At 60.5% G+C, this 26,365-nt stretch carries 28 protein-coding genes; 10 read left to right on the forward strand and 18 right to left on the reverse strand.

Translation table 11 applies throughout. From position 1 onward, the window contains the following. Positions 1-55: 55 nt before the first annotated feature. From ACA072_RS16565 to glsB, 4 genes are all read right to left on the reverse strand, one after another. Positions 56-679, reverse strand: a complete 624-nt coding sequence (locus ACA072_RS16565; RefSeq protein WP_497619080.1) for a DJ-1/PfpI family protein — start codon at positions 677-679, stop codon at positions 56-58. A gap of 151 nt (positions 680-830) precedes the next feature. Beyond that, complete coding sequence (locus ACA072_RS16570) at positions 831-1,178, reverse strand: BON domain-containing protein (protein WP_497619082.1); 348 nt, start codon at positions 1,176-1,178, stop codon at positions 831-833. A gap of 74 nt (positions 1,179-1,252) precedes the next feature. After that, positions 1,253-2,755 (reverse strand): aldehyde dehydrogenase family protein, encoded by a 1,503-nt coding sequence (locus tag ACA072_RS16575; protein WP_497619083.1) that lies wholly within the window; start codon positions 2,753-2,755, stop codon positions 1,253-1,255. Between the two features lie 84 nt (positions 2,756-2,839). After that, on the reverse strand, positions 2,840-3,748 hold the full coding sequence (gene glsB / locus ACA072_RS16580; protein WP_497619085.1) for a glutaminase B: 909 nt from the start codon (positions 3,746-3,748) through the stop codon (positions 2,840-2,842). A 438-nt stretch (positions 3,749-4,186) separates the two neighbouring features. Here glsB and ACA072_RS16585 point away from each other — a divergent pair, with 438 nt between their 5' ends. The 4 genes from ACA072_RS16585 to ACA072_RS16600 are packed head-to-tail and all read left to right on the forward strand — an operon-like array spanning position 4,187 to position 6,388. After that, a complete protein-coding gene (locus ACA072_RS16585; protein ID WP_497619086.1) occupies positions 4,187-4,405 on the forward strand; it encodes an HvfA family oxazolone/thioamide-modified RiPP metallophore in 219 nt (72 codons plus the stop codon). A gap of 57 nt (positions 4,406-4,462) precedes the next feature. Continuing rightward, the gene (locus tag ACA072_RS16590; RefSeq protein ID WP_497619088.1) at positions 4,463-4,978 is read left to right on the forward strand and encodes an HvfX family Cu-binding RiPP maturation protein; all 516 of its coding nucleotides are present in this window, start codon (positions 4,463-4,465) and stop codon (positions 4,976-4,978) included. 51 nt (positions 4,979-5,029) lie between these two features. Further along, positions 5,030-5,653 (forward strand): glutathione S-transferase family protein, encoded by a 624-nt coding sequence (locus tag ACA072_RS16595; RefSeq protein WP_497619089.1) that lies wholly within the window; start codon positions 5,030-5,032, stop codon positions 5,651-5,653. A gap of 36 nt (positions 5,654-5,689) precedes the next feature. Next, positions 5,690-6,388, forward strand: coding sequence for a dienelactone hydrolase family protein (locus ACA072_RS16600; RefSeq protein WP_497619091.1), 699 nt, complete (start codon positions 5,690-5,692; stop codon positions 6,386-6,388). Positions 6,389-6,588: 200 nt separating this feature from the next. On the opposite strand, the gene ACA072_RS16605 is transcribed toward ACA072_RS16600, so the two are convergent. The 3 genes from ACA072_RS16605 to ACA072_RS16615 all read right to left on the reverse strand — a co-directional run bounded on the left by ACA072_RS16605 (position 6,589) and on the right by ACA072_RS16615 (position 9,322). Next, positions 6,589-7,563, reverse strand: coding sequence for a nitrilase-related carbon-nitrogen hydrolase (locus tag ACA072_RS16605; RefSeq protein ID WP_497619093.1), 975 nt, complete (start codon positions 7,561-7,563; stop codon positions 6,589-6,591). A 97-nt stretch (positions 7,564-7,660) separates the two neighbouring features. Next, positions 7,661-8,593: a GlxA family transcriptional regulator gene (locus tag ACA072_RS16610; RefSeq protein ID WP_497619095.1), complete on the reverse strand. Its 933-nt coding sequence runs from the start codon at positions 8,591-8,593 to the stop codon at positions 7,661-7,663. Between the two features lie 108 nt (positions 8,594-8,701). Further along, on the reverse strand, positions 8,702-9,322 hold the full coding sequence (locus ACA072_RS16615; protein WP_497619097.1) for a cell wall hydrolase: 621 nt from the start codon (positions 9,320-9,322) through the stop codon (positions 8,702-8,704). A 166-nt stretch (positions 9,323-9,488) separates the two neighbouring features. Here ACA072_RS16615 and ACA072_RS16620 point away from each other — a divergent pair, with 166 nt between their 5' ends. Beyond that, positions 9,489-10,340, forward strand: a complete 852-nt coding sequence (locus tag ACA072_RS16620) for a CAP domain-containing protein (RefSeq protein WP_497619098.1) — start codon at positions 9,489-9,491, stop codon at positions 10,338-10,340. A 31-nt stretch (positions 10,341-10,371) separates the two neighbouring features. Here ACA072_RS16620 and ACA072_RS16625 read toward each other — a convergent pair whose 3' ends face one another. Both ACA072_RS16625 and ACA072_RS16630 read right to left on the reverse strand, forming a co-directional pair. Beyond that, complete coding sequence (locus ACA072_RS16625; RefSeq protein WP_497619100.1) at positions 10,372-10,608, reverse strand: hypothetical protein; 237 nt, start codon at positions 10,606-10,608, stop codon at positions 10,372-10,374. Positions 10,609-10,645: 37 nt separating this feature from the next. Further along, entirely contained in the window at positions 10,646-11,695 is a 1,050-nt protein-coding gene (locus tag ACA072_RS16630; RefSeq protein WP_497619101.1) for an SDR family oxidoreductase, read from the reverse strand. A 117-nt stretch (positions 11,696-11,812) separates the two neighbouring features. Here ACA072_RS16630 and ACA072_RS16635 point away from each other — a divergent pair, with 117 nt between their 5' ends. After that, a complete protein-coding gene (locus ACA072_RS16635; RefSeq protein WP_497619102.1) occupies positions 11,813-12,721 on the forward strand; it encodes a LysR family transcriptional regulator in 909 nt (302 codons plus the stop codon). 323 nt (positions 12,722-13,044) lie between these two features. Beyond that, on the forward strand, positions 13,045-14,808 hold the full coding sequence (locus ACA072_RS16640) for an L-lactate permease (protein WP_497619104.1): 1,764 nt from the start codon (positions 13,045-13,047) through the stop codon (positions 14,806-14,808). Between the two features lie 58 nt (positions 14,809-14,866). Here the strand turns inward: ACA072_RS16640 and ACA072_RS16645 are convergent, their stop codons facing one another. Continuing rightward, entirely contained in the window at positions 14,867-15,745 is an 879-nt protein-coding gene (locus ACA072_RS16645) for a LysR substrate-binding domain-containing protein (RefSeq protein ID WP_497619105.1), read from the reverse strand. Positions 15,746-15,847: 102 nt separating this feature from the next. On the opposite strand from ACA072_RS16645, the gene ACA072_RS16650 reads away from it, so the two are divergent. Continuing rightward, positions 15,848-16,261: an ester cyclase gene (locus ACA072_RS16650; RefSeq protein ID WP_497619107.1), complete on the forward strand. Its 414-nt coding sequence runs from the start codon at positions 15,848-15,850 to the stop codon at positions 16,259-16,261. A gap of 175 nt (positions 16,262-16,436) precedes the next feature. Next, complete coding sequence (locus ACA072_RS16655; RefSeq protein ID WP_497619109.1) at positions 16,437-16,700, forward strand: DUF2790 domain-containing protein; 264 nt, start codon at positions 16,437-16,439, stop codon at positions 16,698-16,700. On the opposite strand, the gene ACA072_RS16660 is transcribed toward ACA072_RS16655, so the two are convergent. From ACA072_RS16660 to ACA072_RS16695, 8 genes are all read right to left on the reverse strand, one after another. After that, positions 16,661-16,852, reverse strand: a complete 192-nt coding sequence (locus ACA072_RS16660) for a hypothetical protein (RefSeq protein WP_497619110.1) — start codon at positions 16,850-16,852, stop codon at positions 16,661-16,663. The genes ACA072_RS16655 and ACA072_RS16660 overlap by 40 nt on opposite strands. Before the next feature lie 91 nt (positions 16,853-16,943). Continuing rightward, the gene (locus tag ACA072_RS16665) at positions 16,944-17,492 is read right to left on the reverse strand and encodes a hypothetical protein (RefSeq protein ID WP_497619111.1); all 549 of its coding nucleotides are present in this window, start codon (positions 17,490-17,492) and stop codon (positions 16,944-16,946) included. Then, entirely contained in the window at positions 17,489-18,415 is a 927-nt protein-coding gene (locus tag ACA072_RS16670; protein ID WP_497619112.1) for a catalase family peroxidase, read from the reverse strand. The genes ACA072_RS16665 and ACA072_RS16670 overlap by 4 nt, the downstream gene beginning before the upstream one ends. Positions 18,416-18,534: 119 nt before the next feature. Continuing rightward, positions 18,535-19,986: an aldehyde dehydrogenase family protein gene (locus ACA072_RS16675; protein ID WP_497619114.1), complete on the reverse strand. Its 1,452-nt coding sequence runs from the start codon at positions 19,984-19,986 to the stop codon at positions 18,535-18,537. 19 nt (positions 19,987-20,005) lie between these two features. Next, positions 20,006-21,643 carry a GMC family oxidoreductase gene (locus ACA072_RS16680; RefSeq protein WP_497619115.1) on the reverse strand — a complete coding sequence of 546 codons (1,638 nt, stop codon included), beginning with the start codon at positions 21,641-21,643 and terminating at the stop codon, positions 20,006-20,008. A 117-nt stretch (positions 21,644-21,760) separates the two neighbouring features. Further along, entirely contained in the window at positions 21,761-22,690 is a 930-nt protein-coding gene (locus ACA072_RS16685) for a LysR family transcriptional regulator (protein ID WP_497619117.1), read from the reverse strand. Positions 22,691-22,762: 72 nt separating this feature from the next. After that, positions 22,763-24,301, reverse strand: coding sequence for a GMC family oxidoreductase (locus ACA072_RS16690; RefSeq protein ID WP_497619118.1), 1,539 nt, complete (start codon positions 24,299-24,301; stop codon positions 22,763-22,765). A 54-nt stretch (positions 24,302-24,355) separates the two neighbouring features. After that, a complete protein-coding gene (locus ACA072_RS16695) occupies positions 24,356-25,090 on the reverse strand; it encodes an alpha/beta fold hydrolase (RefSeq protein ID WP_497619119.1) in 735 nt (244 codons plus the stop codon). Between the two features lie 175 nt (positions 25,091-25,265). Between ACA072_RS16695 and ACA072_RS16700 the strand changes: the two genes are divergently transcribed. Beyond that, positions 25,266-26,201: a LysR substrate-binding domain-containing protein gene (locus ACA072_RS16700; protein WP_497619121.1), complete on the forward strand. Its 936-nt coding sequence runs from the start codon at positions 25,266-25,268 to the stop codon at positions 26,199-26,201. Positions 26,202-26,365 lie beyond the last annotated feature (164 nt).

The following is a 26,365-nucleotide window of genomic DNA, read 5'->3' on the forward strand; positions in this document are numbered from 1 at the left end:
GTATCGGTCTGTGGCGGGTCGTCGGATGTACGGAGCAGATGACGGGCGTACTGGATCAAGGCACTTGCGGGGTTTCATACCATTGGCGAGACGGCGTCGGGAAACGCATTTTCTGCCGGATATGCGTGGCGTTTGCGGCGCTGCTCAGCTGTTCCAGCAGCACGAAGGCGACTTCCGTTGCGGTGCCGGGGCCACTTGAGGTGATGATGTGGCCATCGACCACCACGGGCCAGTCGACGAAGTGGGCACCGCTTTCGACCAACTGGTTTTTGCGCTTGCCACCCACCTGGTGATAGGTCGTGGCGTCCTTGCCTTTCAGCACCCCGGCAACGCCCAGGCACACCGACGACACGCAGACGCTGGCGACGGTTTTACCCGCCGCGACAAAATGCCGGATGGCCGCCAGAAACGGCTCACTCAAGGCCTCTTCATAAAACCCCGACGGCTCAAAACCACCGGGCAATGCCAAGGCATCGAAGCTGTCCAGGTCAACTTCGCTCAACAAATGAGCCGGATTGAGGGACAGCCCGAAGGTCGTCACGATCTGCGGCCGAAGGCCGGCATTGATCAATTCCACGGGTTGGTCGCCAAGCAGATTGGCCCAACCGAGCACATCGGTAAAAGCCGCCATTTCCAGCGGCTCTACACCGTTGGCCAACAACATGAGGACACGTTTCATCGGGTACACCTCTCAGGGATCGGCAGATAGTCGGCCTTTGCTTCACTTGAGAGAACACCCAGAAAACGCAATCCATTGTTGCTGGAACTGAAATGCCCGCGTCGCGGCGCTCCCGGTTCACGGGAGCGCTGCACTCACAAGGTCGCCCTGATCAGTGGTCGTCCTGGTCTGAAGATGACGGCCGACGCTCGGAGGTTTCTTCGGCGTTGGGGGGAACTGGATTACTGCCCGGCGTGAACACGTGGGTCAGCAAGTCCCTGGCATCGATGTCGACGACACCCGGGACCGTGCGGGCCAGCGCAACCGCCTGCTCGCATTGTTTATGGGTGTTGACTCGACCGCTCAATGCCACCGTACCCGCCAGGGTTTTGACATGGATTTGCAGGCCGAGGGTAGTGTCGGCCAATGCCAGGGCCGACTTCACCCTGGCGGTAATCCACGTGTCGTGCGCGACCATTTCCAGATCGTGGGAGTAATGCTGAAAAGAATGAAGTTTCATGACGCAGCCCTCACTCAAAACACAGACGCAAACACACCTTAATTATAGTGCGCTCGCTGCCTGCGCCCGGAATATCAGCGTTTGACCGACAAATCCGTCTGGGTCATGCGACTGCGAATGGTGAACACGCCATCGCCCGAAAGAATCGCGCTGCGGGCAAACAGACGACCGCTCTCCCAGTTCGAAAGCCCGAGTTCCGGCTTGTTCAGCGCGTACTGCCCATCGACCCAGCGAGTCATCCCGTTACCCACAAAAGGTGCGTTGACCGCGTTGTAGAAACGCTCATGCGCCGCCCCGTCTTCGCTGATCAGCGACACGGTGAACTGCGGGCTGTAGCGATTGAACAGGGCGATGGCGCTGTCCAGGTCGTCAACGATTTTCAAGCTGACTTCCGGGGTCTCTTCCCATTCCCACTCGCGGCCTAACTGATCCTCGGGCAACGGTTCGGCCAACGCCTCGGTCTGGTAGCCTTCGGCGCGATACACCTCAACGCTGCCGGTTTGCCATTCAGTCGGCAACCACGACTCGCTGCCCTCGACGATATGCAACTTGCAGCCCTGGCCCCGAGCGGTGCCGGCCTGTTGCAGCGCGTCGAGGAACAACGGCACCAGTTCAGCGGCGCGGTCGCGGTGGATCAGGCAGACGTTCAGGGTGTTGCAGACCTTGCGGTCCAGTGAATTGCGCACCACCGCGGCGAAGCGCTGGGCGTCGGCGTCCTTGTCGGCGATCAGCCAGGCGCCGCCGGTGCCGTGCAGGCTGACGGCGGTGCCGGCCTGTTGGGCGATGCTGCCCAGCTGGCTGACCGCACGGCCCGAACCACGGGCCACGGCCAGCGACAAACGCCGGTCGGCGAACATTGCCCAACCGGCGGCGTGATTGACGCTTTCCACCAGCGATACCGCGCCGTTCGGCAAACCGGCATCGCTGAGGGCCGGGTTCAGTGCGTGAGTGACGATGGCCTGAGCGGTGCCCAACGCATCGCTGCCAATGCGCAACACGGCGGTGTTGCCGGTGCGCAATACACCGGCGGCGTCGGCGAACACATTCGGTCGGCCTTCGAACACGAAAGCCACAATGCCCAGCGGCGACACCACTTGCTCGACCTTCCAGCCGTCGTGTTCGACGCAACTGATGACCTTGCCGCGAGTCGCCGCCGCATCACGCCAGGCGCGCAGGCCGGCGATCATGTCGCGGCGCATGCGCTCATCGGCCAGCAGTCGTGTGGTAGAACGCCCGCGGGCCTTGGCGCGGTCGATATCGGCCAGGTTGGCCGCCTCGATCAAGGCCCAGCACTCCGGGTTTTCCAAACGCTGGGCAAAAAGATCGAAGAACGCGCTGATCGCCTGATCGGAGGCGCTGGACAACGCGCTGAACGCCGCTTCGGCGCGCTCGATGGCAACGGCCGCCGCTTGCTGGTCAGCCACCGGGATCAGCAACAACTCGCCGCTGACCTGCTCCACCAGCAGATGGTCCCCGGGCTGAAACCGCGCGGCCAGTTCGGGGCTGACGACAGTGACACGATTACCGGCAAAAGGGATCGGCGTGCCAGCGACTAGACGTTCGAGCGCAAGAGACATGAAGCGGTTTCACCATGCAGGGGGCGGCCGGAAAATGTATAGGAAAATCCACGGAGCGTCATTAACCGCACCAGCTCGAATGCCTCAGAACACCGACCAGCCAATCCGCTGGCTTAGCAGTTCCAGCGCCGCCATCCCCGCCAGCGAGTTGCCGGCGGCGTTCAATTCCGGTGACCAGACGCACACCGTGAACTGCCCCGGCACCACTGCGACAATCCCGCCGCCGACGCCGCTCTTGCCCGGCAAGCCGACGCGATAGGCAAAGTTGCCGGCTTCGTCGTACAGCCCGCTGGTGGCCATGATCGAGTTGATTTGCTGGGTCTGGCGTGCGGTGAGGATCTGTTCGCCGCTGTGCTTGCAGAACCCGTCGTTGGCCAGGAAGCAGAACGCCCGGGCCAGGTCCACGCAGTTCATGCGCACCGCGCAATGGCTGAAGTAACTGCGCAGCACGGCCTCGACGTCGTTGTGAAAGTTGCCGAAGGATTGCATCAGGTACGCCATGGCCGCGTTGCGCGCGCGGTGCTGGTATTCGGATTCGGCGACCTTGCCGTCCACCATCACTTGCGGGTTACCGGACAGCCGGCGGACAAAATCGCGCATCGACAACGCCGGCGCGGCAAAGCGCGACTGGTTGATGTCGCAGATCACCAGGGCGCCGGCGTTGATGAACGGATTGCGCGGGCGGCCGCGCTCGAATTCCAGCTGCACCAGCGAGTTGAACGGTTGGCCGGAAGGCTCGTGGCCGAGGCGTTCCCAGATCGCTTCGCCGGAATGATCGATGGCCTGCACCAGGCTGAACACCTTGGAAATGCTCTGCACCGAAAACGGCGTGTCGGCATCGCCCGCGCAATACAGCTCGCCGTCATTGCCATACACGGCAATGCCCAACTGATTGGCCGACACCGTGCCGAGGGCGGGAATGTAGTCAGCCACCTTGCCCTGACCGATCAGCGGCCGGACGGCGTCAAGGATCTCGTTCAACAGCGCTTGCATGCAGGGTTCCGAAGTCTCGCCCCGTGGGATTGCGGGGACACTGACGCTAGACGCTATTGGTTGGCGCGGGATCACAGATTGCGGCCCCCCTCTCAAAAACACCACTGCCTTGTAGCAGCTGTCGAGCCTGCGAGGCTGCGTTCGGCTGCGAAGCAGTCGTAAACCCTTTGCACACGATTTACCTGAATGACCGAGCTGCTTGATTTCACGACTGCTTCGCAGCCGAACGCAGCCTCGCAGGCTCGACAGCTGCTACAGGATTGGGGGGTTTTCCGGTGGTCGTGTATCGGAGTGTGTACAGACCCGCCTGCGACACACCGCTGCCATAAAACCCCGCACCAAAGACACATCGCAGATACACCCGCTTGATGAACTGTGCCTGTCGATCGGCCAAGCCGATCAAAGCGCTCAACTCACTCAACGCTACGGAGTATCACCATGTTCAAGCTCTCGACTTCTTCCCTGACCCTCGGCCTGATCATCGCCGGCGGCCTGGCCCTGTCCAACGTGGCTTCTGCTTCCGAATCCGAGGCGTTCAGCATGAAACAAATGGCCCACGGCTACAGCCAGGCTCAGGCCGACACCGCGGAAAAACCCGCTGAAGGCAAATGTGGTGAAGGCAAGTGCGGCGAAGGCAAATGCGGGGCCGGCGAGTAACCCGATTGCGCGGGGCAACCGCTGCCCCGCCTTCCTGACTGAACGGAGATCAAGCTCATGAACATCTCACTTTCATCGGCCGTCAAAGGCCTGCACCTGAACCTCGACCGTGCCGGCGGCTGGCTCGCGCCTTTGACGCTGCGGCTGTTCATTGCCTGGGAATTCTTCGAGTCGGGCCTGGAGAAATGGAACGGCGAGAACTGGTTCGCCGACATTCAGGACGCCTTCCCGTTTCCGTTCAACCACGTGCCGGCCACGCTGAACTGGGAGCTGTCGATGTGGGCCGAGTTGATCTGCGCCCTGGCCATCCTGGTCGGCCTCGGAACGCGGGTATCGGCCATCATTCTGATCGTCGTCACCGTCGTCGCGACCGCCGCCGTTCACTGGCCGGCCGATTGGTCTACATTGAGTGAGCTTGCCCAGGGCTACTCCATCAGCAACAAGGGCCACGGCAACTTCAAGCTGCCGCTGATCTACCTCGCCGCCCTTATACCGTTGTTGCTCTCGGGTGCCGGCAAGCTCAGCCTGGATGCACTGTTGGCTCGTTTCGCCTGGCGTCGCCATAACCGTTGACCGACCAGAGCCCGGCGCGTCCTCCACTCCCATAAACACGGAGCATTCGCCATGAGCCTCACTCTCTACGGTTTTGACGGCAGTACGTATGTGCGCACAGTGAAGATGCTGCTTGCGGAAAAAGGTGCGGATTTCGACCAGTTGCAGGTCAATGTGATGAAAGGCGAACCGCACCTGCCCGAACACTTGGCGCGCCATCCATTCGGCAAGGTGCCGGTCATCGATCACGACGGTTTCCGCATCATCGAAACCGACGCGATCGTGGCCTATCTGGACGAAGTCCTGCCGGGCCCTTCCCTGACGCCCGACAATGCCCACGACCGTGCCCGCACACATATGGTCATGGGAATTTACGATTCTTATGGCTACGGTGCGCTAGGCTCGGTGTTCGGCTATCACTTGTTCCCCGACTTTATCGGCGGGAAGAACGAAGAATCCCGTCGCAAAGGCATCGAGACCTCGAAAATGGTCCTGCGTGAATTGATGAAAATCAAAGGCACCGATCCTTTCGTCGCGGGTCAGAATCCGAGCCTCGGTGACTTTTACCTGGCACCGGCCTGTGCTTACATGGCAATGACGCCGGATGCACCACAGGTGTTTGCCGTCAACGGTTTCGATGACTGGTGGCAACGGATGCAGGCATTGCCGAGCTTTCAGGCCACACCACCGCAATAAGCGTCCCCCCTCTCACTTGTGTAGACAGGAGCCACCATGAGCGTGACCACCCAATGGATCGAGATCGACAGCGACGAAGGCACCTTCGGCGCTTACCTGGCGATTCCGCATACCCGCAAAGGCCCGGGGATCGTGCTGATCCAGGAGATCTTCGGCGTGAATGAACACATCCGCTCGGTCGCGGAGCAATACGCCGCCGATGGTTACCTGGTGATCGCGCCGGACCTGTTCTGGCGCAACGGCCACCGCATCGAATTGACCTACGACGAAGCCGGCTGGAAACGCGCCGTCGAATTGATGAACGCCACGGACATCGACAAGGCGCAGGCCGACATCAAACTGGCCATCGACGCGCTGGATGCGCAACCTGGCCTGGACGGCGGGATCGCGTCCATCGGGTATTGCTTCGGCGGCTTGCTGTCTTACCTCACCGCCACCAACGGCCTGGTGGATGTGGCCATCGCCTACTACGGCGGCGGCATCCAGAATTACCTGGACCGCGCCGATGAAATCGAGGTGCCGTTGCTGATGCACTTCGGTGAGCAGGACAGCCACATTTCACTGGAGGCCGTGGAGAAAATCGCCGAGCGTTTCGAGAACAACGACAACGTGGAAATTGTCGTGTATCCGGAGGCCGAGCATGGCTTCAACTGCTCCCATCGCGACAGCTACAACCAGCGTGCGGCGGCTGAGGCCCACGGCAATACGTTGATCTTTTTGGGTCAGGAACTGTAAAGACAAGACGTAAAAAAGGGACTTCCATCGCTTGGTGGAGGTCCCTTTTTTTGTCTGCGCCTGTGATGGCCCCTTCGTCGGAATGCCGCCCAGACCAAGCCACGCTCCCACAGGACCGAGTCGTATACCAACTATTCAAACGACTCGGTCCTGTGGGAGCGTGGCTTGCCCGCGAAGGGGGCGGCGCGGTCTCCAGCCAATCAGCGACCGATTTCTTCCACAGTATCGATCACCGCCAACTGCGGATGGGCACCACGTTCATGCACATGGGCCGCCGGCGTGCGATCAATCAACAGGCTCAGCAACTCCGGACGGCTGTAGTGGCCGCGGGAATCCATCATGCGTTTGCGCCGGTCGATCAGGCCCATGTCGAGGTCGACGATCACCTCGCCCTCACCTTCCTGCAGCGAGCCCAGCACCACGCCGTCCGGGCTGATGATCGCCGTGAAGCAACCACCGGAAATCGGGCCGATCGGACAGCCGGTGTCGGCCATGATCTGTGCCTGTTGCTCAGAGTTGAGCCACGCCGTGGAGTTGACCACGAAGCACGCCGATTCGAGGGCATGCTGACGAATGTTGACTTCCATTTGCGAGGTGAACAGCGGACCGGCAAACGACCCCGGGTACATCGAGGCATGAATCTGCTCGCCGTCGGCCATCAAGGCGTAACGGGCCAGCGGGTTGTAATGTTCCCAGCACGCCAGTTGACCGATGCGCCCGACCGCGCTGTCGGTGGCGCGCAACCCGGAGCCATCGCCCATGCCCCAGATCATCCGTTCGTGATACGTCGGGGAAATCTTGCGGCGATGCTGGATCAGCGTGCCATCGGCATCGAACAGTAACTGCGCGTTGTACAGCGTGCCACCGTCCCGTTCATTGACGCCGATCGACACGACCATGCCGGCCTGTTTGGCGGCGGCGCCGATGGCATCGGTGGCATCCGACGGCACCGTCACCGCCTGATCCAGCAATTTGAGGTGCTCGGCGCCCATTTCGAACGGCGACTGCACGAAGGAAAAGTAAGGGTAGTACGGCACGATGGTTTCCGGAAACACGGCGAACTGAACGCCTTGCTCACCGAGTTCCAGAATCTTCTGCACGACTTTGTTGACGGTGCCTTCACGGCTGTAGAGCACGGGGCTGATTTGTACGGCGGCGGCTTTGACGAGGGTCATGGCGATGATCTCATTGTGGGTTGGGTTTCAACGAGATTACGGCAATCATATTCTGTCTCAAATGCCGAATACCCAACCTTTTAGGACACGATCAATGTCATGCGCGATGGGCGCGCTGGATCACTTGCGGCGGCTGCCCGAACGCACGGATAAATGCCCGCCGCATGCGCTCGCGATCGCCAAAACCGGTGTCGGTGGCCACCACATCAATTGAGTGCCGACCGGTTTCCATCATCAGCCGCGCAGCCTCCACCCTCAGGTTTTCGATGGCCTTGGCCGGGGATTGACCGGTTTCAGCATGGAACACCCGACTGAACTGCCGTGGGCTGAGATTGGCGGCGCTGGCCAGTTCTTCTACCGACAGTGCGGATTTCAGATTGTGTTTGGCGTAGGTGAGTGCGGCCTGGATGCGATCGGTCTTGGGCTCCAGTTCGAGCATTACCGAAAACTGCGACTGCCCTCCAGACCGTCGGTGATAAACCACCAGTTGCCGGGCCACCCGACGTGCGACGTCCGCGCCCAGATCCTTTTCCACCAGTGCCAATGCCAGATCGACGCAAGCGCTCATGCCCGCAGCAGTCCAGATGTTGCCGTCGTTGATGAAGATGCGGTCTTCTTCGACCTTCACTTTCGGGTACGCCCGCTGCAAGGCCGGCGCATGACACCAGTGAGTCGTCGCTCGCCGACCATCGAGCAAACCGGCTTCCGCCAGCGCAATCGCGCCGGTGCAGATCGAACCCAGACGTCGGGTGGTCAGGCTGGCGTTGCGTAAAAACGCCACCATGCCCGGTGATGTCGGCCGGATCAGGTTGTCGCCCATCACCAGCAGCGTATCGAATGAGCGCTGATCGAATGCGCTGCTTTCCACGCCGAACCCCGCGGAGGTTTTCACCGAGCCGCCGTGCTCGGAGAGTAACGCGATGCTGTACACCGGCTCGTCGGCCGCCATATTGGCCAACTCGAAAGTGGCGCACATGGCGAGGCCCAGCACCTGGAAGCCGGGGTAAACGATGAGTCCGATGGTGTGCATGGTGGCTGTCCGATTACGTGGCATGACGGGTTTCAAGCCATCGTAGTAAAATCCCACGCCCTCCAAAATGAAACCAGCCGCCGATCAAAAAAGCAGATTGCTTGCGGCCTACTTCGCCGACCCGTCACGCGGTTTGTAAAACCGGAACATTTTGGTTTCAAAGGTTTTGGTGTACTCCCTGGACCAATCCGGCTTAACCGTGCGGTCATGGAAATACATCGCGCCACCGGTGCGATCCGGTAGTTGCTTGTTCAACGCTTTGCGTGCGATTTCCTTGGCCAGTGCATATTGGGTTTCTTCCTGGACCGAGTCCGTTTTCCCATCGCACCACCACGAAAACTGGCAGCTCCTGGTTTCGGAACCTTGCTTGACCACCGCGCACACCGTGTCGGGAAACCCTTCGTGGCCGAGACGGTTCATCACCACGTTGGCGACCGCTTCCATTTCAGCGGTGTCCTTGCCTTTGGCCTCCCAGTAAATGGAGCGGGCCATGCAGGTGATGGCGTCGTCCAGAGGTGACTTGCCCGCGGGATCGACGGCCTGGACTTCAGATTGGGTGATCGCTTCGGATTTCGGTACGGGCAGATCGCCGCCCTTCTCTGCGGCCTTGTGCTCAAGCACTTGGGCCTTGTCTTCAGCCACTTCTTTTTTCTGCTGCTGGTCGTCGGCAATAACCTGGCATGCGACGAGGGTAACCACAAGAATCACAACGGACCATTTGAAGGACATGATGGAGACACTCTGTGTGGCGTCGAGGGAAGCGCCCGTCTGGCGACTTGGCTTCAGTGTAGTAGCGAAATAATGTCAGCAAGCTGGCAACAAATCGCAAAAAGGCATTGCGCGGCATGGGGTGGAATCGCGCATCATGGGCGCAGTCAATTCAAGGGAGAATTCCATGCGCGTCCTGTCATTCGCTGTGCGCTTTGCCGTGTTGCCGCTGGGGTTGGTGTTCGCCGCCACTGCCGTGGCCACGGAGGAGACGCAACTGGTCGAGTCGATCAACGTTTACCGCAGCCAGGTACAGCGTTGCGGCGGTCAGGTGTCATCGGAATTGCCACCGCTGACGAGCGATCCGCGTCTGGTTTTATCGGCCAGCGGGCCCGTCGATTTGCAGCAGGCCATGGCCCGGGCGTCGTACCCGATGGTCAACGTGCAGGCGATCACCATGTCCGGGCCGCGTGATGCGCCGTCCGCCATTACGGCGATCAAGGAGAGCTTCTGCCAGGTGGTGTTGAACCCGCAATTCATCGACGTCGGTGTCAGCCACGAGGGACGTGACTGGCGCATTGTGCTGGCACGACCGCTGCTGACCGCGCGCCTGGGCGATGCCGCAGCAGAAGGTCAGAAGCTCCTGGAACTGCTCAACATTGCCCGCGCTCAACCCCGTCAGTGCGGTGGTCAACCGTTTGCCGCGACCACACCGCTGGCCTGGAACGCAACGCTGGCGACTGCGGCCCAGGAACATACCCGGTCGATGGCCAATAACAATTTCTTCGACCACAAGGACCGCGACGGCCGCACCCCGGGTGATCGCGCCGAGCTGGCGGGTTACAACTATCAGGAGGTCGGCGAGAACATCGCCGCCGGGCAAGACACCCCACGCAAGGTCGTCGATGGCTGGCTGGCCAGCGCCGGGCATTGCGCCAACTTGATGAACCCGAAATTCCGCGAACTGGGCGCAGCCTATGCGGTTGATCCGAAGAGTGACGCCGGGATTTACTGGACAGCCATGTTCGGCACCCCGTAAGGGCGAAGGTCAGAGCGGTGATTCACCGCTCTTACAACGTATGCTGACTGTCTCCGATGTCTTTGGCTTTTTTGATTGCCCACGCCATGGCATCTTCCATGTCCAACAGATGCGGGCGTGGTTCATTGTCCTCTTCGATGACCGAGCCATCCGGCCGGTAAACACCGATGAACATCTTCAGGGAGCCGTCCCTCAATATCTCGGCTCTCACCTCGATCCTGCATCCGTTGGAAAGCGTTTCCTTGTGCTCTATATGGCGTTCAGTCATCGCTGCATCCTCTCGTCGGGAATAGCCGGGTCACGGGTTAGCCGGGAATAACCCCCTTCTGTGCAAGCCGTTTCAACGCGTTGATCATGATCTCCTCATTGTTGACGACTTCGGTAAAACCCGCACGCCGAATCTTGTTCATGTCGCTAATCATGTCGAACTCGGTGTTGAAGATGAAATCACCGAACGGCCAGCCCACCAGTTTGTTGAAAGGCATCGTGTTCAAGTCGTGAGCCTGGGCCAGACGCACCCAGTCCTTCGCTTTGCCGGGCATGTGCCTGGCGAGGGAGAACGGTTGTGGTGGCGCGACGTCCATGCCGAATGCTTGCGCTGCTTTGCGCCAGAGGCGCTCCCAACGGAACGGTTCGCCCACCAGATTGAACGCTTCATTGCGCGCCGTCGGTGCCAGGGCCGCCCAAAGGCTGGCGCGAGCAAGCCAATGGGCATCGGTCACTTGCGCAACCACTTCGCGGTAGGTGCGCATGGAACCCGGAAAGCGCAAAGGAATACCGGCTTCCTTGCTCAACGCCGCGAACACACCGATCACCATCGCAATGTTCATCGGATTACCGGCGATATCGCCCACCACCACATCGGGCCTGAGGATGGTCCAGTCGAGTCCTTCGCTGGCTTGACGCTCGCGCAGCACATCTTCCTGCGCGTAATAGAAGTTCGGCGCAATGTGGCGCGGGTCATCCTCGTAAAACGGCGCCACGCTGGCACCCAGATGAACGCCATACACCTTGGCGCCCTGGTAATGCACCACACGCTGAAGCGGCGCGCCGACTGCTTTCAAGCCATCCAGCACGTTGCGCAGCAAGGCCGCATTGATTTCGGATTCGCGAGCCAGATCCGGGTCGGTTTGCAAGGCGGCGTAAAACACATGGGTGGTGTCGGACGCTGAAGCCAGCGCGGCCTGGGTCGCTTGAGGATCACTCAGATCACAATCGATGGTCTCGACGCCTTCGACGGAGGTCTTGCGCAGCGCTCGAACCTTCCAGTCGGGCGCGCTGGCCAGTGCCTCAACCAGCGCGCTGCCAATGATGCCGCTTGATCCAACCACCAGTGCTATATGGGTATTGCTCATGACATGACCCTCATTATTTCGATGTGCCGTTGCAAGAGGGTCAAAAGTTATCATCGAAAAAATGAAAGCAATAGGCGATAGTTATTGAATCTTTCGGTCCTAATGGTTGCTAATCCAATGCTGGATTCCATCGACGAATTGCGTCTTTTCACCGCCGTCTTTGAGGAAGGCTCAATCCGGGCCGCCTCTGAACGCCTCGGGATGACGGCCGCAGGCGGCAGCAAGCGACTGCTCTCCCTTGAAGATCGTGTCGGCCGACGACTTTTTAATCGCACCACGCGAAAACTGAGCCCGACAACGGACGGGCAAAAACTCTATCAACATGCTCAATCCATCCTCGCCAGCGTCCAGGAAGCCGAACGCGGATTATTCGATGAAACCGAGATCAGCGGTCGCCTGAGAATCACCGCCTCGGCAACATTTGCCTTGGGTTACTTGTCGGCTGTCGTCAGTAGTTACCTGACTTGTTATCCGAAGGTCGTCGTGGATCTGGACCCGACGGACCGGTTGGTGGATCTGGTCGCTGATGGCATTGATCTCGCGATTCGCCACGGCGTCATGGCCGACTCAACCCTGATCGCACAGAAGATTTCACCCTCCCGGCGCCTGGTGTGTGCCGCCCCGGCGTATTGGGAAACGCACGGCATGCCCCTTTCACCAAAGGAGTTGCCCCTGCATGACGGACTGATAATCGGCAAGGAGAATCGCTGGACACTTGCTCGGGACGGTGTTGAGAAAACCGTCAAGATTCGCAGCCGTTTCGAGTCAGGCCTGGGGGAAGTCGTGCGTCAAATGGCGCTCGACGGGCATGGCATCGCGTTGCTCGCGGACTGGCATGTCGGCGATGACTTGCGCTCTGGAAAACTGGTGGAGGCGTTCGCTGACTGGACCGTCGAGCCATCAAGCGGAATCTATGCGGTCTACCCCTCCAGAGAAAACATCGCGCCCACTGTCCGCAGCTTTATCGCTCATCTCAAGGAGTGGATGGCGACCCACCCGATTGAAATTGAATCCGGGCGGTTCTAGCCCAATCGCCCCCCTGTAGCAGCTGTCGAGCCTGCGAGGCTGCGTTCGGCTCGGTCCGCGTTCGGGCGCAGCAGTCGTGAAGTCAGGCACTGCGGTCTATCAGGTAACCCGCGTGCGCAGGATTTACGACTGCTTCGCCCGAACGCGGACCGAGCCGAACGCTGCCTCGCAGGCTCGACAGCTGCTACACAGGGTGCGCACTGCCGTGAGGGTAGCGACGAGCCTGATGTTGCGGCGGGACAGCGGCGAAATGCCACCTATACTCCATGCCACCAACCCCGCCCGGGGCCTGCACTACCAACAATAAAAAGCAGAGGTGGAACATGGTCTGGCAGCAAATCTACGACCCCTTCGGTAACCCGGTGCTCTCAACCATCATGGCGGCTGTGCCCGTGGTGGTCATGCTGGCATCCTTGGCGTTTTTCCATATCAAGGCGCATCTGGCGGCCTTGCTGGCCCTAGGCTCGGCGCTATTGATCGCAATCTTTGCCTTCGGCATGCCCGCAGACATGGCCGGCTCGGCGGCACTCTACGGCGCCGCCAACGGCCTGCTGCCGATTGGCTGGATTGTACTCAACATCATCTTTCTGCATCGGCTGACCACCGAAAATGGTTCGTTCAAAGTGTTGCAGGATTCCCTGGCGCGCATCACCGACGACCGACGCCTGCAACTGCTGCTGATTGCCTTCTGTTTCGGCGCCTTCTTTGAAGGGGCTGCCGGGTTCGGCACGCCGGTGGCGGTGACCGGGGCGATTCTGATCGGGTTGGGCTTCTCACCGCTGGCCGCCTCCGGCCTGGCCTTGATCGCCAACACCGCACCCGTGGCGTTCGGCGCGCTGGGTACGCCCATCATCACGCTGGCCAAGGTCACCGGGCTGGATGAAATGGAGCTGTCGATGATGGTCGGCCGACAACTGCCGTTCTTCTCGGTGCTCGTGCCGTTCTGGTTGATCTGGGCCTTTGCCGGCTGGCGCAAGATGCTGGAAATCTGGCCGGCGATTCTGGTGGCCGGGGTCAGTTTCGCTGTGCCACAGTTCGTGGTGTCCAACTACCACGGGCCAATGCTGGTGGACGTGATCGCCGCGCTGATCTCCATGGCGTGCCTGACCGGTTTCCTCAGGGTCTGGAAACCGGCCACGATCCACACCTCCGCGGCCCTGTCCGGGCGCGTCGACAACTCGAAAATCGACGAGGAGCATCAGCAAAAGCCCGAGTCCAGCGGGGCCTTTGCCAGCGATGCGAAACCGGCGGTGATGCGCGCCTGGATGCCGTGGATCATCCTCACCGTGTTTGTGTTCGCCTGGGGCACCCAGGGTTTCAAAAACATGTTCGACACCCGCCCGGCGATCGATCCGGCCACCAACTCGGCCAAGCTCGACCCACAGGGCAAACCGATGCGCGAAGCCAACCCGATCTTTGCCCCGGTCGTGACCTTCACCACCATTCACCAGCAGATCGAGAAAGTGCCACCTGTGGTGCCTGCGGCTAAAACCGAAGAAGCGGTGTACAAGTTCACCTGGTTGACCAGCACCGGCAGCGGCATCCTTCTGGCGGCCATCGTCGGCGGCCTGCTGATGGGCTATTCCATCCCGCAACTGGCACGCCAATACCTGCGAACGCTGTGGGTGGTGCGTTATTCACTCATTACGATCGTGGCCATGCTTGCGCTCGGTTTCCTCACGCGCTACTCGGGCCTCGACGCCACCATGGGCCTGGCCTTCGCCGCGACGGGCATCTTCTACCCCATGTTCGGCACCCTCCTCGGCTGGCTCGGCGTGGCGCTGACCGGCTCCGATACGGCTTCCAACGTGTTGTTCGGCGGCTTGCAACGAGTGACCGCCGAGCAACTGGGGATCAGCCCGGTGCTAATGGCCGCGGCCAACAGTTCTGGCGGGGTCATGGGCAAAATGGTCGACGCCCAGTCAATCGTGGTCGCGTCCACGGCGACTCGCTGGTACGGGCATGAGGGGGAGATTTTGCGATATGTGTTCTTCCACTCGATTGTGCTGGCGATTCTGGTCGGTGGATTGGTGACGTTGCAGGCGTATGTGGCGCCGTTCAGCAGTATGGTGGTGGGCGGTCACTAGACGTCAAACGGTCGATAGCCCGGGCAAGTTGCTCGGGTTATGGCTTGCAACGCGCGGCTCAAGTCAGACGCCCGCCCGACATCAACCCCTCCGTCAGCAACGACACCAACGGCTGCACAAGATGCTGGATTCGAACATCATCGCCAACCACAGCCACTTCGGTACTGGGTAAAGTCGGCAACTTCTCCGACGGTTCGAGTATCCGCATCCCTTCCTGCAGAAACGACGTCCCCAACGCCGTAATCCCCAACCCACCGGCAACCGCTGCCTGAACGCCCATCAAATTGCTGGCCAGACAGGCTGATGCCCATTCCCGCCCGACCGTAGCCAAGGCCTCGATCATGATGGCCCGGTACGCACAGGGTGGACGCATCATCACCAGACGCACCGGTTTCGACGGTTCGATCTCGTAATCCTTCGCGGCAATCCACACCAACGGCTCGCGCCAGATGACTCGGCCTCGCGTGGTGCCGGAACTGAATTTTCGCTTGGAAATGACCACGTCCAATAGCCCGGTTTCGTAGTCGGTGAGCAGGTCGTCGCTCAGGCCCGTGGTCAACTCCAGTTGAATGTCGGGATACAACTGGGTGAAGCGCGACAGCAGCTTGGGCAGCTGGGTCGGCACGAGGTTTTCCGAGATTCCCAGGCGCAGCAGGGTGACGGTGGCAGGGGCTTTGATGTCCCGCATGAAGGTGTCGAAATGCACCATCATCCGGCGCGCGCCCACCAACAGGCGCTCGCCATCCGGGGTCAGTGTCAGGGCGCGGCTGGTGCGTTCGAAGACACGAAAGCCGAGCACCTCCTCCAGCCGGATGATCTTCTGGCTCACCGCCGATTGCGACCGCGCTATCACCTCGGCAGCCGCGGTGAAACTGCCGGTCTCCGCCACGGCGATAAACGCCCGCAGCAGGTCGATCTCAAGGTCGCTGGCTTGCATGATGGATTCGCCTTTCAACTGGATGTCATTAAATTTATGCGTTTGAGTTCTAGATAGCAATTACCGAACATCGTAATCAACCTGAATACGAGGAGTTCGAAAATGTCAGTCAATACAGCAGTAGAGATCGTTGAGAGTTTCTGGCGCGAAGTGTGGCAAGCCAAAGATCCGCAAGCCGCGGCGCGCTTCGTGGCTGAAGACTTTGTCATCACTTCTGGCGGTATGGATATCGTTGGCCGCGAAGCGTTCATTCAATGGATCGGCGTCTTTCTGTCGAAGATCGAAGACTTCGAATTCGGCAGTATCGAGACGTTTCAAAATGCCGAAGGCACTCGCGTCGCCTCTCGCTGGAAACTGGTCGGAAAGAACCAGGGTTTTATTGGTGGCCGCTCGTGTAACAGCCCGTTTGAAATGCTCGGTACCGCGGTCTGGGAAATTCGCCCGGACGGCCTGCTGGCGCACAACTGGGTCGAGCGTAATGCGTTGGAAGTTCATCGCGACTTGATCGGGTTCTGAGTACCCGAGTTGAACTGCGACATGAAACCGACAACTTTTTTCATATTGCTTCTGCAGATCCTGACACCCCCACACGGTGCGCGACCACCTGAAGTCGTGATGGATGTCAGGAATCTTCTGCACGGATCGGCGTTGCAGTATCCGCCGACCTGTTCGAAGTAACCGGAGACACATCATGAATACCCGTACTTTGTTCGCCAGTGCTGCTTTTGCCTTGGTAGCACTCACCCATAACGTGTTTGCAGACACGCCAAACGTACCCGCCGAGCCTTATCACTACGGCATGCCGATCCACGTGGCGAAAGTCATTTCCCTTGAGGAGCCCCGTTCCGCCGATTGCGAAGTGGTCAACGCCAAACTTACGTACCTGGACGACTCCGGAAATGTCAAAGCCTTTACCTACTTCAAAATGGCCCAGGCCTGCGAAGAGCAGAACTGAATGTCGGGCGGTACAACAAAAGCCGCATTGAACGGCAAGCCAATTGACCCGCTGTTGCATTGCATCAGCGGGTCTTTTTTACGGTTCGCGGTGATCTCCGCCATCATGATGCCATTGGCAATGCCCAGCAGCGCGTAGAGCGACTCACCCATCTAGATGATCCACCCACTGTATTAGCAAGCTTCATTTAAACGTGTCTGGTTTTTCTGTTTAAACAGGCTGCGAGCAAGCCACATTCGATCGTCACTTCAACAACCACCGCGCCATCAACCGCGTCGTCAACGGCATCAGCCAATACACCATATTGAACGATACCAACCCCGCAACCGTGACCTTGAATACCCAGACCGGCAATCGCAGATCAGCCCGTTCAAGCACGACCGCCAACCCCCAAGGCAAAATCACCGTCAACGGCAAAACGATCATCCAAGACAGCACCCATTGCTTCCATCGTGCAACAGCCACCCGCCCCTGCACCGGCTCAAACCAGAATTTCGAATCATCGTCAGTACGATGGTAGTCCTGCCGCAACCACGGCAAAGACTCGCGCAACAACGCCTGCCTCACCTGGGATTCCAGCCAGGCCACAACATGCCCCTTGCTGACAAAACGCAAAATGATCGCGTACCGCAGGTGCGAACCAACAGGCTTGACCACATCCGTCGCCAGATAACCGGGAAACTGCCGGTGGGCGTCAATGGCCTTGTTCATCCATCGCTCATACAACGCCTGATGCTGCGGATTGACCTCGTGCACAATCACGCTCACACCAATCTCGGCATCAATGCTCATGGCTGCCGCCTGAGCAGGGCCCGCTGATAGATGCGTTCGCGAGCGAGAATCATCGGGTCGTGACTCGGTGCAATACCGTCGGGCAAGCGTCCGGGGTTGAAGTCGAGGCGCTGCTGGGCGGACTGTTGTTCCTCAGCCGAGACAAGCGCATCGAGGGTCAAAATCCCCAACTCGACTTCTTCATGATCGCGCGACCAAGGAATCGAGCCGTCTTCGATGGCATCCCCGGGCGCCGCCAATTGCACCACCAGACGCAACTTCACAGCCCCCCGCCCCAATCGTGCGCCGATCTCCTCCTGCAAATAATCCGCAGGCATCGCGGCGCCTTGCTGCTCGCTCAAGGGAGGTTCTGCCCGCAACGGTTCAATCCGGTAGCGACCGACATGCGCTTCGCCCTGACGGTTGGTGAACACCAGCGCGTTGATGCCGAAGTACTCGATACCGGCGTAACTGCTCGGCGCAGGCTTGGGCGTCTGCAGAAAATGCTCGGCTCGGGGATGGCTGGCCAGAAAGGTTTGCAGGGGCAGCGGGTCCGACGGTGTGGCGACATTGGCGGCGATGCCTTGCAGAAAACTCAGGAAGTCTTCGGGGGTGGCCACCGGAAAGCCGTCGAACGAATGGGTCACGATATCCGTGAACCCGCCGTCCGGCAGGGTAAAGCGAACGGCCAGGCCGTGAGGACTGGCCGTCGGGTCGCCGTCCTCGGTAGCGGGCACGCCGCTGAAGTTGGAGAACCGCAGCAACACAGGCACCGGGTGTCCCTGCAAATGGGCCGCCCGGCTCAATACCGGAGCGGGCGGCGAGGCCATAAAGGTTCCGTTGAGCAATACGCCCTTGGCATGGGTCGCACGAAACCCCGGGTGATGGCCGAACGTCGCTGTCAGCGCGTCAAGTAACGCGTCGTAAAGTCTGTCCTTGGACATGGGGGCACTTCTCATGGGAGACACATCAGTCGTGTGGGCGGCAAAGGCAGAGGACGCGGTGAGCGTCCCTGCCAGCAGCGCGCCGATCAATAATCGAGTGGGCCGCACTGCACTCAACCCTAGCGCAGGCCGGGATTGAGGGCGATGTGTTTGTACTCGACAAAGTCATCCATGGCCGCCACGCCGTTCAGGCGCCCCTGCCCCGACTGTTTGAAACCGCCCTCTTCAAACTCGTCGTAGACCACCGCCCAGTCGTTGACCCACACCGTGCCCGCCTCCAGCTCGCGAGCCACCCGCAGAGCGCGGTCGACGTCGCGGGTCCAGACGCTGGCGGCCAGGCCGAACTCGCTGTTGTTCGCCAGTTCGATGCCCTCGGCTTCGCTGTCGAAGACCTGCAGCGTCAGCACCGGGCCGAAGGTCTCGCGCTGGACGATGGCCATCTCGGGGTCGCTGACCCGCAGCAGCGTCGGGCGATAGAACGCGCCCTTGGCCAACGGCCCCTCGGTCACCGGGCCACCGCGAACGATGACTTGGGCACCGGCGGTAATCGCCTCCTTCACGATCTGATTGACACGCTGCACATTGGGTTTGTCGATCAACGGCCCCATCTCGCTGGCCGCATCAGCGGCGGGCCCGACGCGCACCGCTTCCAGCCGCGCGGCCAGGCGTTCGGTCAATGCCGTAGCAATATCCCGTTGCACCAGCAGTCGCGAACCGGTCATGCAGAACTGGCCAGCGAACACCGTCAGCGCCTTCACCAGAGTGGGCACGGCGGCATCGAGGTCGGCGTCGTTAAACACCAGCATCGGCGTCTTTCCACCCAGCTCCAGGCCAAACCGCTTGAGGTGCTGGGCACCCGCCGCTGAAATCGCCCGACCGGTACTGGTGCTGCCGGTGAAGCTGATCACCGGAACCCGCGGTGACTCCACCAGATGGATGGAGCCCGCCGCGCCCTGCTCGCTGAACAGATTGATCACGCCGCGCGGCAGTGACAGCGCCTCACTCATGATCCGCGCCACCAGGCAATTGGTCTGGGCGGTTTGCCCGGGCATCTTGATGACCGTGGTGCAACCGGCCGCGAGCGCCGGTGCCAGCGAACGAATCATCAGCACCACCGGCGAGTTCCACGGCACGATGATGCCCGCCACGCCCACCGCCTGACGAATTACCAGGGAAATCTTGCCGGGTTTGGGCTCGGCCGCACGCCCATATTCGGCACGCGCCAGGGCGGCGTAATAGCGCAACTTGGAGGGCACCATGCCGACCTCGAACGCGGCTTCGGGCCTGATCTTGCCGTTTTCCAGGGCCAGGGTGTCGATCAGCTCATCAGCGTTGCGTTCGAAGGCATCCGCCAGCTCCAGCAATACCTGAGCGCGCAACTGGCGGTCATCTTTCCAGGGGGTTTCGGCGAACGCCCGTTGCGCGGCCTCGATGCCTTCTTGCGCTTCGTTCAAGCCGCCTTCGGCGTATCGGCCGATCAGCTCGTAGGTCGCAGGGTCGATGGAATCTTTGTAAACGCCGGAGTCCAGCCATTGGCCGTCGATCCAGTTCAATACAGGGGTGCTGTTCATAGAGGCGAGTTCCTGAGAATTAAGCGTAGAGACGGGCAATGTGCTCGGCAGTGGCAATCACTGTGATGTTGGTGGCGACCGAGGGCACGTCGGGGAAAATCGACGCGTCCACCACGCGCAAACCCTGCACACCGATGACCCGTGCTTGCAGGTCGACCACCGCCCGCGCATCCCCCGGCTTGCCCATCGGCGCCGTCGAGGTCGGGTGGTGATAGGTGTCGAGGCTGGCTTTGACGCTCGCCAGTAACGCCTCGTCCGAGTCGTTGCCTTGACCGGGATTGAGCTCGGAATGGATCAGATTATTGAGCGGCCCCGTGGTCCCGATTTTGCGGGCCAGGCGGATGCCATCCAGCAGGCGCTGGCGATCCTTGGGCTCGGCAAGAAAATTCAGGTCGATGTTCGGTGCCACGAACGGATCGCGACTGGCCAGCGTCACCTTGCCCCGGGACAGTGGCCGCGTCAGGGCGACCGCGAGCACGAAGCCGACGCCGGTCGGGCTTTGCTCATGAGGGAACAAGTGCGTGGCGGTGATGTGCAGATCCAGCTCGCCATTCTCGGCAGAACGGCTGTGGGTCCAGAGCTTGGCGCCGATGGCGGGCGACTGGCTGCCGATCGCGTCAGGCCTGGCGGCGTAGGCGTTGTAGTAGAACGGGTGATCCACCAGGTTCTGCCCGACCGCGAGCTCCACAATTTGTGGAATCTGCAACGCACGCAGGTCCTCGCCAGGCCCAACGCCCGAACGCAAGAGGATCGCAGCGCTGCCATAGCTGCCAGCCGACAGGATCACTTCACCGGCCAGCAACTTCTCACCGTTGGCCAGTTGGACGCCGATCGCACGCGTGCCGTCGAACAGCACTTTGTCCACCAGGCTGTCGGTTTGAATGTGCAGGTTGTCCCGGGCGCGCACCTCATCAGTGAGATACGCCATGCCGGTGTTGACCCGCACGCCGTTGACGATGTTCATCGGGTACGGGCCCACGCCGTGAGCGTCAGCGCCGTCAAAGTCCTCGATCACCCGGTAGCCATTGGCGAAGGTCGCGTAGATAAAGGCGCGCTGCATCGGAGTGACGTCGGCCTTGCCGAGTTGATGCACCGGCAGCGGTCCTTCATGACCGTGCAACGCGCTCGCACCGCCACTGTGGGTTTCGAGTTTCTTGAACGACGGCAGCAGCTCTTCATAGCTCCAGCCCGGCAGATCCCAGCGTTTGAAATCGGTGGCGCGGGCACGGATGGCCACCGCGCCGTTGATCGCCGAGCTCCCTCCCAACACCTTGCCGCGCAAGGCGCCGATGGGGTGGTCGATGTAGCCCGGTCGGGTTTTGTAACCCCACTCGAATTCAGGATTGGCGTTAGCGCCGACGATGTCGCTGCTGGCAACGATCTCGGGGTAATTGTGCGGGCCGTAGCTATGGCCGGCTTCAAGCAACAACACCTGACGCGTGGTGTTCTCGCTCAAACGACGGGCCAGCACCGCGCCGGCCGAACCACCGCCAACAACGATCACATCAACCGGTGCGCGGTGAGTGGCGCGCTTGCCGGCGATACCGCTTGATTCCAATGCCTGTGCCAAACCACTGCCCGCCGCCAACGTCGCAGCGGCCACAACTCCGCCGGCCAGAACCGCACGGCGAGCAGGATTGTTAAGGGTACTCTTCATCCGTCTTCTTCCCTGTCAGACGCCAGATTGCGTCTGTTGGGAAAAAGCATATGGGAGGGCGCGCCGGCTCATAAGCCACTGAAAAACGATTCCACGTTCCGTTTTTCTCGAACGAAATCAACTCGGTGGCGACGCGTGATCCGCGAGCATTTGCTCCCACACCGGCGGGCTGCCGATCTGTTCGATGAGGAAGCTGGTCAGTGCATGCAGCTTGGGCGAGGCTCGCTGGGAGCGCCGGTAGACCGCCGAGATATTGCCGCCACGCGGGGCGTAAGGTGCCAGCACTTCTTTGAGTTCACCGGCCACAATCGCCTGCGCCGCCAGGAAGGTCGGCAGAATCGCCAGGCCCATGCCAGCCTTGGCGCCTTCCATGAGTTGATGGCCATTGTTGGTGCGCATCCGGCAGCGCACACGGAACGATTCCAGGGTGTTGTTCACCGGCAGCGTCCACATGCCGTGGGGCTCGCGGTTCACATAGAGCATGGCGAAATGCTGGGACAGCTCTTGCGGAGTTTGCGGTGTGCCGTGCGCGGCCAGGTAGTCCGGGCTCGCGCAAATGATGTGACGGTTGGGCGTGATGGTCTTGGCGACCAGCGAGGAGTCCGGCAACTCGCCGATGCGGATGGCCGCGTCGTAGCGCTCTTCGTGCAGGTTGACGTGGCGGTCATCAAACTCGATATCCAGCCGCAACTCCGGGTAACGCACGGCGAAGGACGACAGGATCGGCGTCAGGTAGCGAATGCTGAAGGCCATCGGCGCAGCCAGCCGCAGCACGCCGCGCAAGCTCGATTGAAACGCCAGCACCGCGTCTTCGGCATCTTCGACGTCGGCCAGAATCCGCACACAATAACGGTAAAACACATCGCCCGACTCCGTGAGCCGGGCCTGACGCCCCCGCTCCAGCAGGATGCTGCCCAGGCGCTTTTCCAGTTGCTGGATGCGCAGGCTGACCATTGATTTTGCGATACCCAATCGCCGAGCGGCTTCGGAAATACTGCCGGTGTCCACCACCATGACGAAAGAATGCATCTCGGACAGCTTGTTCAAGTTTTAGTCATCCAAAAAGAGGGGGCCTGCCCTTCCACATGGCATGCCCCCTCAACGTTTTTATTATGTGAATCAGCGGGATTGTTTGATGGCATCGGCCAACTTTTCCGCCGTCATGATGACGGTGGGGTTCAAGTTGATCAGCGGGATCTCGGGGAAAATGGACGCATCAACAACGCGCAATCCTTGCAGGCCGTACACGCGCCCTTCCTCGTCCACCACGGCGCCCGGGTCGTCCGGCAAGCCCATCGGCGCCGTCGAGCACGGATGCTGCAAGGTTCCCACGCCTTTTGCCAGCGCCGCACGAATGTCCTCGTCGCTGTCGTCAGTCGCTGAGCCTGGATAAAGCTCTTCCACGATCAGGCTCTTGAGCGGTTCGGTGTTGGCCAGTTTCCGGGCCAGACGGAAGCACTCGATCATCCGGTTCATGTCATCGTCAGTGGTCAGGTGATTGAGTTCGATAACCGGTGCGTCTTTGGGGTCGCGACTGCTCAAACGCAGGCGACCGTGGGACGTGCAATGCATCAGTTCCAGGCCCAGCGAAAAAGCGACACCGGTCGGACTGGTGGCAGGATCGAGCAGATGCGAGGGAGAGATTCCGATATCCAGCTCTTTATCCGAACTGGCGTAGGACGAGTGGGTCCACAGCTGTGCGCCCACCACCGGATGCTCTTGCCCCTTCAGCGCTTCTACTCCGCTGAAGTTCATCCAGAAGAACGCGTGATCGAGCAGCCGAACACCGACCGGCGCCTCTTTTACCAAGGGAATATCCAACGCTTCAAGGTCTGCCCTGGGGCCGATGCCGGAACGTAAAAGAATCGCAGCAGAGCCATAGGCGCCAGCGCTCAGAATCACTTCCTTGCCGTGGACTTTTTCACCTCCGGCCAACAGCACCGACTGAACCTTGCCGTCTTCAAACAACACCTTATCCACCAGGGTTTGATCGAGGATCGACAGGTTCTGGCGAGCGCGCACTTCACGCGTGAGGTAGGCCATCCCGGTGTTGACGCGAACGCCGTTGATCACGTTCATCGGGTTGGGGCCGGCCCCGTTATTGGCCTCGGGGTCGTTGAAGTCATCGACCTTTTTCGCTCCGCCCGCCCATGCAGCCTCGACCATTGCGCGCTGCACAGGCGTGATGTAATCCAGCGACATCTGGTGAATCGGCAGCGGCCCATTGCGGCCGTGCCATTTGTCTTCGCCGTGGGCCGTGCGCTCCATTTTTTTGTAATACGGCAGCACTTCTTCAAAGCTCCAGCTTTTCAGGCCCTTGGCGGTGAAGCGCGCAAAGTCAAAGGGCAACGCACGGCAGGCAACGGCGCCATTGATCGCAGAGCTTCCGCCCAGCACTTTTCCCCGCGGGGTGTAGACCGCTTGTGGTTGCTCGACCGGCGTGGCGAAATAGCCCCACTCGTAACGCTCATCCGCATGGGCGGCGATGATGTTGCTACTGTAGATCTCTGCCGGGTATTCATCGGGATCAAAGGCCCGACCCGCCTCAACCAACAGAACACTCAGTTGTGGGTCTTCCGACAAACGCGCCGCCAATACAGCACCTGCAGAACCGCCCCCCAGAATGACGAAGTCGAATACCTTGCTGTGCACAGTCATTTTCATATCCCTATTGATTGATGTGGCGACTTGAATGGATATCGCAGGTCATGTTCAACGCGTGGTGTTGAGCGCTTCGGTAATGACCCTGGCCACATCTGCAGGTCGAGACTGATGCGGCACATGGCTGGTCGGCAGCGCCGTCGTTGTGGCATTGATTTTCCGGGCGAGTGCGCGCTGCAGATCAGGTGCAATCATGCGATCGCGCTCACTGACGATGTACCACGACGGTTTCTGCTTCCAGGCCGCCACGCTGATGCGTTCGTCGAACGCCCGGGAATTGATGGCGCCTTGCGTAGCGGCCATCACCCGCCCCTGGGCAGCGGGCACGTCCGGGGCAAAATCCTGCTCGATGCCTTGCTGCGAGAGCGACAAATAACCGGCCTTATCAGCGACGAATTCGCGCATGCCCGGCGAAGGCGGATAGTCTTTGCCAACCTCGGTCGTGGTCTGCCCGACGTCAGGGACGAAGGCGGCCACGTAGACCAGCGCCGCGACCTTGTCGCTTGCACCCGCCTCGGTGATCACGCTGCCGCCCCATGAATGCCCGACCAACACCACTTTGCCCGGCGCCGTTTCAATCGCGCGGCGGGTCGTGGCCACATCATCGGCCAGCGAATTCAAACCGTTCTGCACCGCCCGTACTTTCACGCCTTTGGCCTGTAGCAACGTGATCACTTTCGCCCAGTCAGAACCGTCGGCAAACGCACCGTGCACCAGCACCACGGAAGGACCGTTGGCAGCGTTGGCGTAACCCGTCGAACCCAATGTGACCAAACCCAAAGACATGGCGAGAACTGTCCTGCGTACCATCTGAAGCTCCTTTAATGAACCAACCGAACGGCGGCAATCTAGGCGCTTCGCGGTCTTGTGAACCAGTCCCGAAAAACAGGTTTGTCTTTCCCATCCATTGGACGATCGTTCTTGTATAGTTGGCTTCTTTTGGCCGAATGGATGCCGCCCGGTGCTCGACCTCAATGACCTTCAGTACTTCGTGATGGTGGTGGACCACGGCGGCTTCGCACCGACTGCACGGGCGCTGGGCATCCCGAAATCCAATCTCAGCCGCCGCATTGCCCTGCTCGAAGAACGCCTGGGCGTGCGCCTGATCATCCGCAACACGCGCAATTTCACGGTGACGGAATTAGGGCAGACGTATTACGCCCATTGCCGCGCCATGCTCAAAGGCGCAGAAGCCGCTGAAGCGGCGGTGGCCATGACCCGCACAGAACCCGGCGGCTTGCTGCGCGTCACCTGCCCGACCGTCTTGCTCGAAGAATGCGTCGGCGCCATCATCACGCGATTCATGGCCAGGCACCCCCGTGTCGAAGTGCATCTGGAAGCCAGCGACCGTCAGGTCGACGTGGTCGCCGAGGGCGTTGACCTGGCACTGAGAGTCCGCCCGCCTCCCCTTCAGGATTCGGACCTGGTCAACCGCGTCATGTCCCAAAGGCCACAATGCCTGGTGGCCAGTCCCGCGCTATTGAACCGCCTCGGTGAACCCCGGGAGCCGGAAGACCTGGCGCGCTTCCCCAGCGTCCACCACGGCAGTCCGCAACGTGATTACAGTTGGACGCTGTTCCATCAGGATGGCGCGCAATTCACGATCCAGCACCGTCCGCAACTGATTACCAAGGGCCTGCCGATGCTGCGGTGCGCGGCGATAGACAGCGTTGGCATCGCGCAGATGCCAATGTCGTTGGTGCATGACTTTATCGAGCGCGGGCAACTGGTGGTGGTGTTGCCTGATTGGGCACCGCGGACCGAGATGATTTATGCGGTGTTTGCGAGCCGGCACGGGATGCTGCCGTCGATGCGGATGTTGATTGATTTTATGGTGGAGCAGTTCAGGTTGCTGGATGATCCGGCGCGGGGAATGCGCGGGGTTCCAGTGGGTTGAAGTCTTGTTTCAGGCTTATCAATCTCTGATCAGGGATGCGTCGTTTAACTACTTTGCGAGCCCGCACCCGGTTATCCCGAATGAAGTCTCTCATTTCTTGAAGAAGGGCTGAGCGTGGAACCGATTGCTGAAGACGACGATTGCGATGGGCCGCCCTGCCCGAC

The organism is Pseudomonas sp. LBUM1656 (assembly GCF_059716065.1).

Bases quoted from the DNA above. Each gene is read 5' to 3' on its own strand.
- ACA072_RS16565 (WP_497619080.1), bottom strand. From the start codon at position 679: ATGAAACGTGTCCTCATGTTGTTGGCCAACGGTGTAGAGCCGCTGGAA.
- ACA072_RS16570 (WP_497619082.1), bottom strand. From the start codon at position 1,178: ATGAAACTTCATTCTTTTCAGCATTACTCCCACGATCTGGAAATGGTC.
- ACA072_RS16575 (WP_497619083.1), bottom strand. From the start codon at position 2,755: ATGTCTCTTGCGCTCGAACGTCTAGTCGCTGGCACGCCGATCCCTTTT.
- glsB (WP_497619085.1), bottom strand. From the start codon at position 3,748: ATGCAAGCGCTGTTGAACGAGATCCTTGACGCCGTCCGGCCGCTGATC.
- ACA072_RS16585 (WP_497619086.1), top strand. From the start codon at position 4,187: ATGTTCAAGCTCTCGACTTCTTCCCTGACCCTCGGCCTGATCATCGCC.
- ACA072_RS16590 (WP_497619088.1), top strand. From the start codon at position 4,463: ATGAACATCTCACTTTCATCGGCCGTCAAAGGCCTGCACCTGAACCTC.
- ACA072_RS16595 (WP_497619089.1), top strand. From the start codon at position 5,030: ATGAGCCTCACTCTCTACGGTTTTGACGGCAGTACGTATGTGCGCACA.
- ACA072_RS16600 (WP_497619091.1), top strand. From the start codon at position 5,690: ATGAGCGTGACCACCCAATGGATCGAGATCGACAGCGACGAAGGCACC.
- ACA072_RS16605 (WP_497619093.1), bottom strand. From the start codon at position 7,563: ATGACCCTCGTCAAAGCCGCCGCCGTACAAATCAGCCCCGTGCTCTAC.
- ACA072_RS16610 (WP_497619095.1), bottom strand. From the start codon at position 8,593: ATGCACACCATCGGACTCATCGTTTACCCCGGCTTCCAGGTGCTGGGC.
- ACA072_RS16615 (WP_497619097.1), bottom strand. From the start codon at position 9,322: ATGTCCTTCAAATGGTCCGTTGTGATTCTTGTGGTTACCCTCGTCGCA.
- ACA072_RS16620 (WP_497619098.1), top strand. From the start codon at position 9,489: ATGCGCGTCCTGTCATTCGCTGTGCGCTTTGCCGTGTTGCCGCTGGGG.
- ACA072_RS16625 (WP_497619100.1), bottom strand. From the start codon at position 10,608: ATGACTGAACGCCATATAGAGCACAAGGAAACGCTTTCCAACGGATGC.
- ACA072_RS16630 (WP_497619101.1), bottom strand. From the start codon at position 11,695: ATGAGCAATACCCATATAGCACTGGTGGTTGGATCAAGCGGCATCATT.
- ACA072_RS16635 (WP_497619102.1), top strand. From the start codon at position 11,813: ATGCTGGATTCCATCGACGAATTGCGTCTTTTCACCGCCGTCTTTGAG.
- ACA072_RS16640 (WP_497619104.1), top strand. From the start codon at position 13,045: ATGGTCTGGCAGCAAATCTACGACCCCTTCGGTAACCCGGTGCTCTCA.
- ACA072_RS16645 (WP_497619105.1), bottom strand. From the start codon at position 15,745: ATGCAAGCCAGCGACCTTGAGATCGACCTGCTGCGGGCGTTTATCGCC.
- ACA072_RS16650 (WP_497619107.1), top strand. From the start codon at position 15,848: ATGTCAGTCAATACAGCAGTAGAGATCGTTGAGAGTTTCTGGCGCGAA.
- ACA072_RS16655 (WP_497619109.1), top strand. From the start codon at position 16,437: ATGAATACCCGTACTTTGTTCGCCAGTGCTGCTTTTGCCTTGGTAGCA.
- ACA072_RS16660 (WP_497619110.1), bottom strand. From the start codon at position 16,852: ATGGGTGAGTCGCTCTACGCGCTGCTGGGCATTGCCAATGGCATCATG.
- ACA072_RS16665 (WP_497619111.1), bottom strand. From the start codon at position 17,492: ATGAGCATTGATGCCGAGATTGGTGTGAGCGTGATTGTGCACGAGGTC.
- ACA072_RS16670 (WP_497619112.1), bottom strand. From the start codon at position 18,415: ATGTCCAAGGACAGACTTTACGACGCGTTACTTGACGCGCTGACAGCG.
- ACA072_RS16675 (WP_497619114.1), bottom strand. From the start codon at position 19,986: ATGAACAGCACCCCTGTATTGAACTGGATCGACGGCCAATGGCTGGAC.
- ACA072_RS16680 (WP_497619115.1), bottom strand. From the start codon at position 21,643: ATGAAGAGTACCCTTAACAATCCTGCTCGCCGTGCGGTTCTGGCCGGC.
- ACA072_RS16690 (WP_497619118.1), bottom strand. From the start codon at position 24,301: ATGACTGTGCACAGCAAGGTATTCGACTTCGTCATTCTGGGGGGCGGT.
- ACA072_RS16695 (WP_497619119.1), bottom strand. From the start codon at position 25,090: ATGTCTTTGGGTTTGGTCACATTGGGTTCGACGGGTTACGCCAACGCT.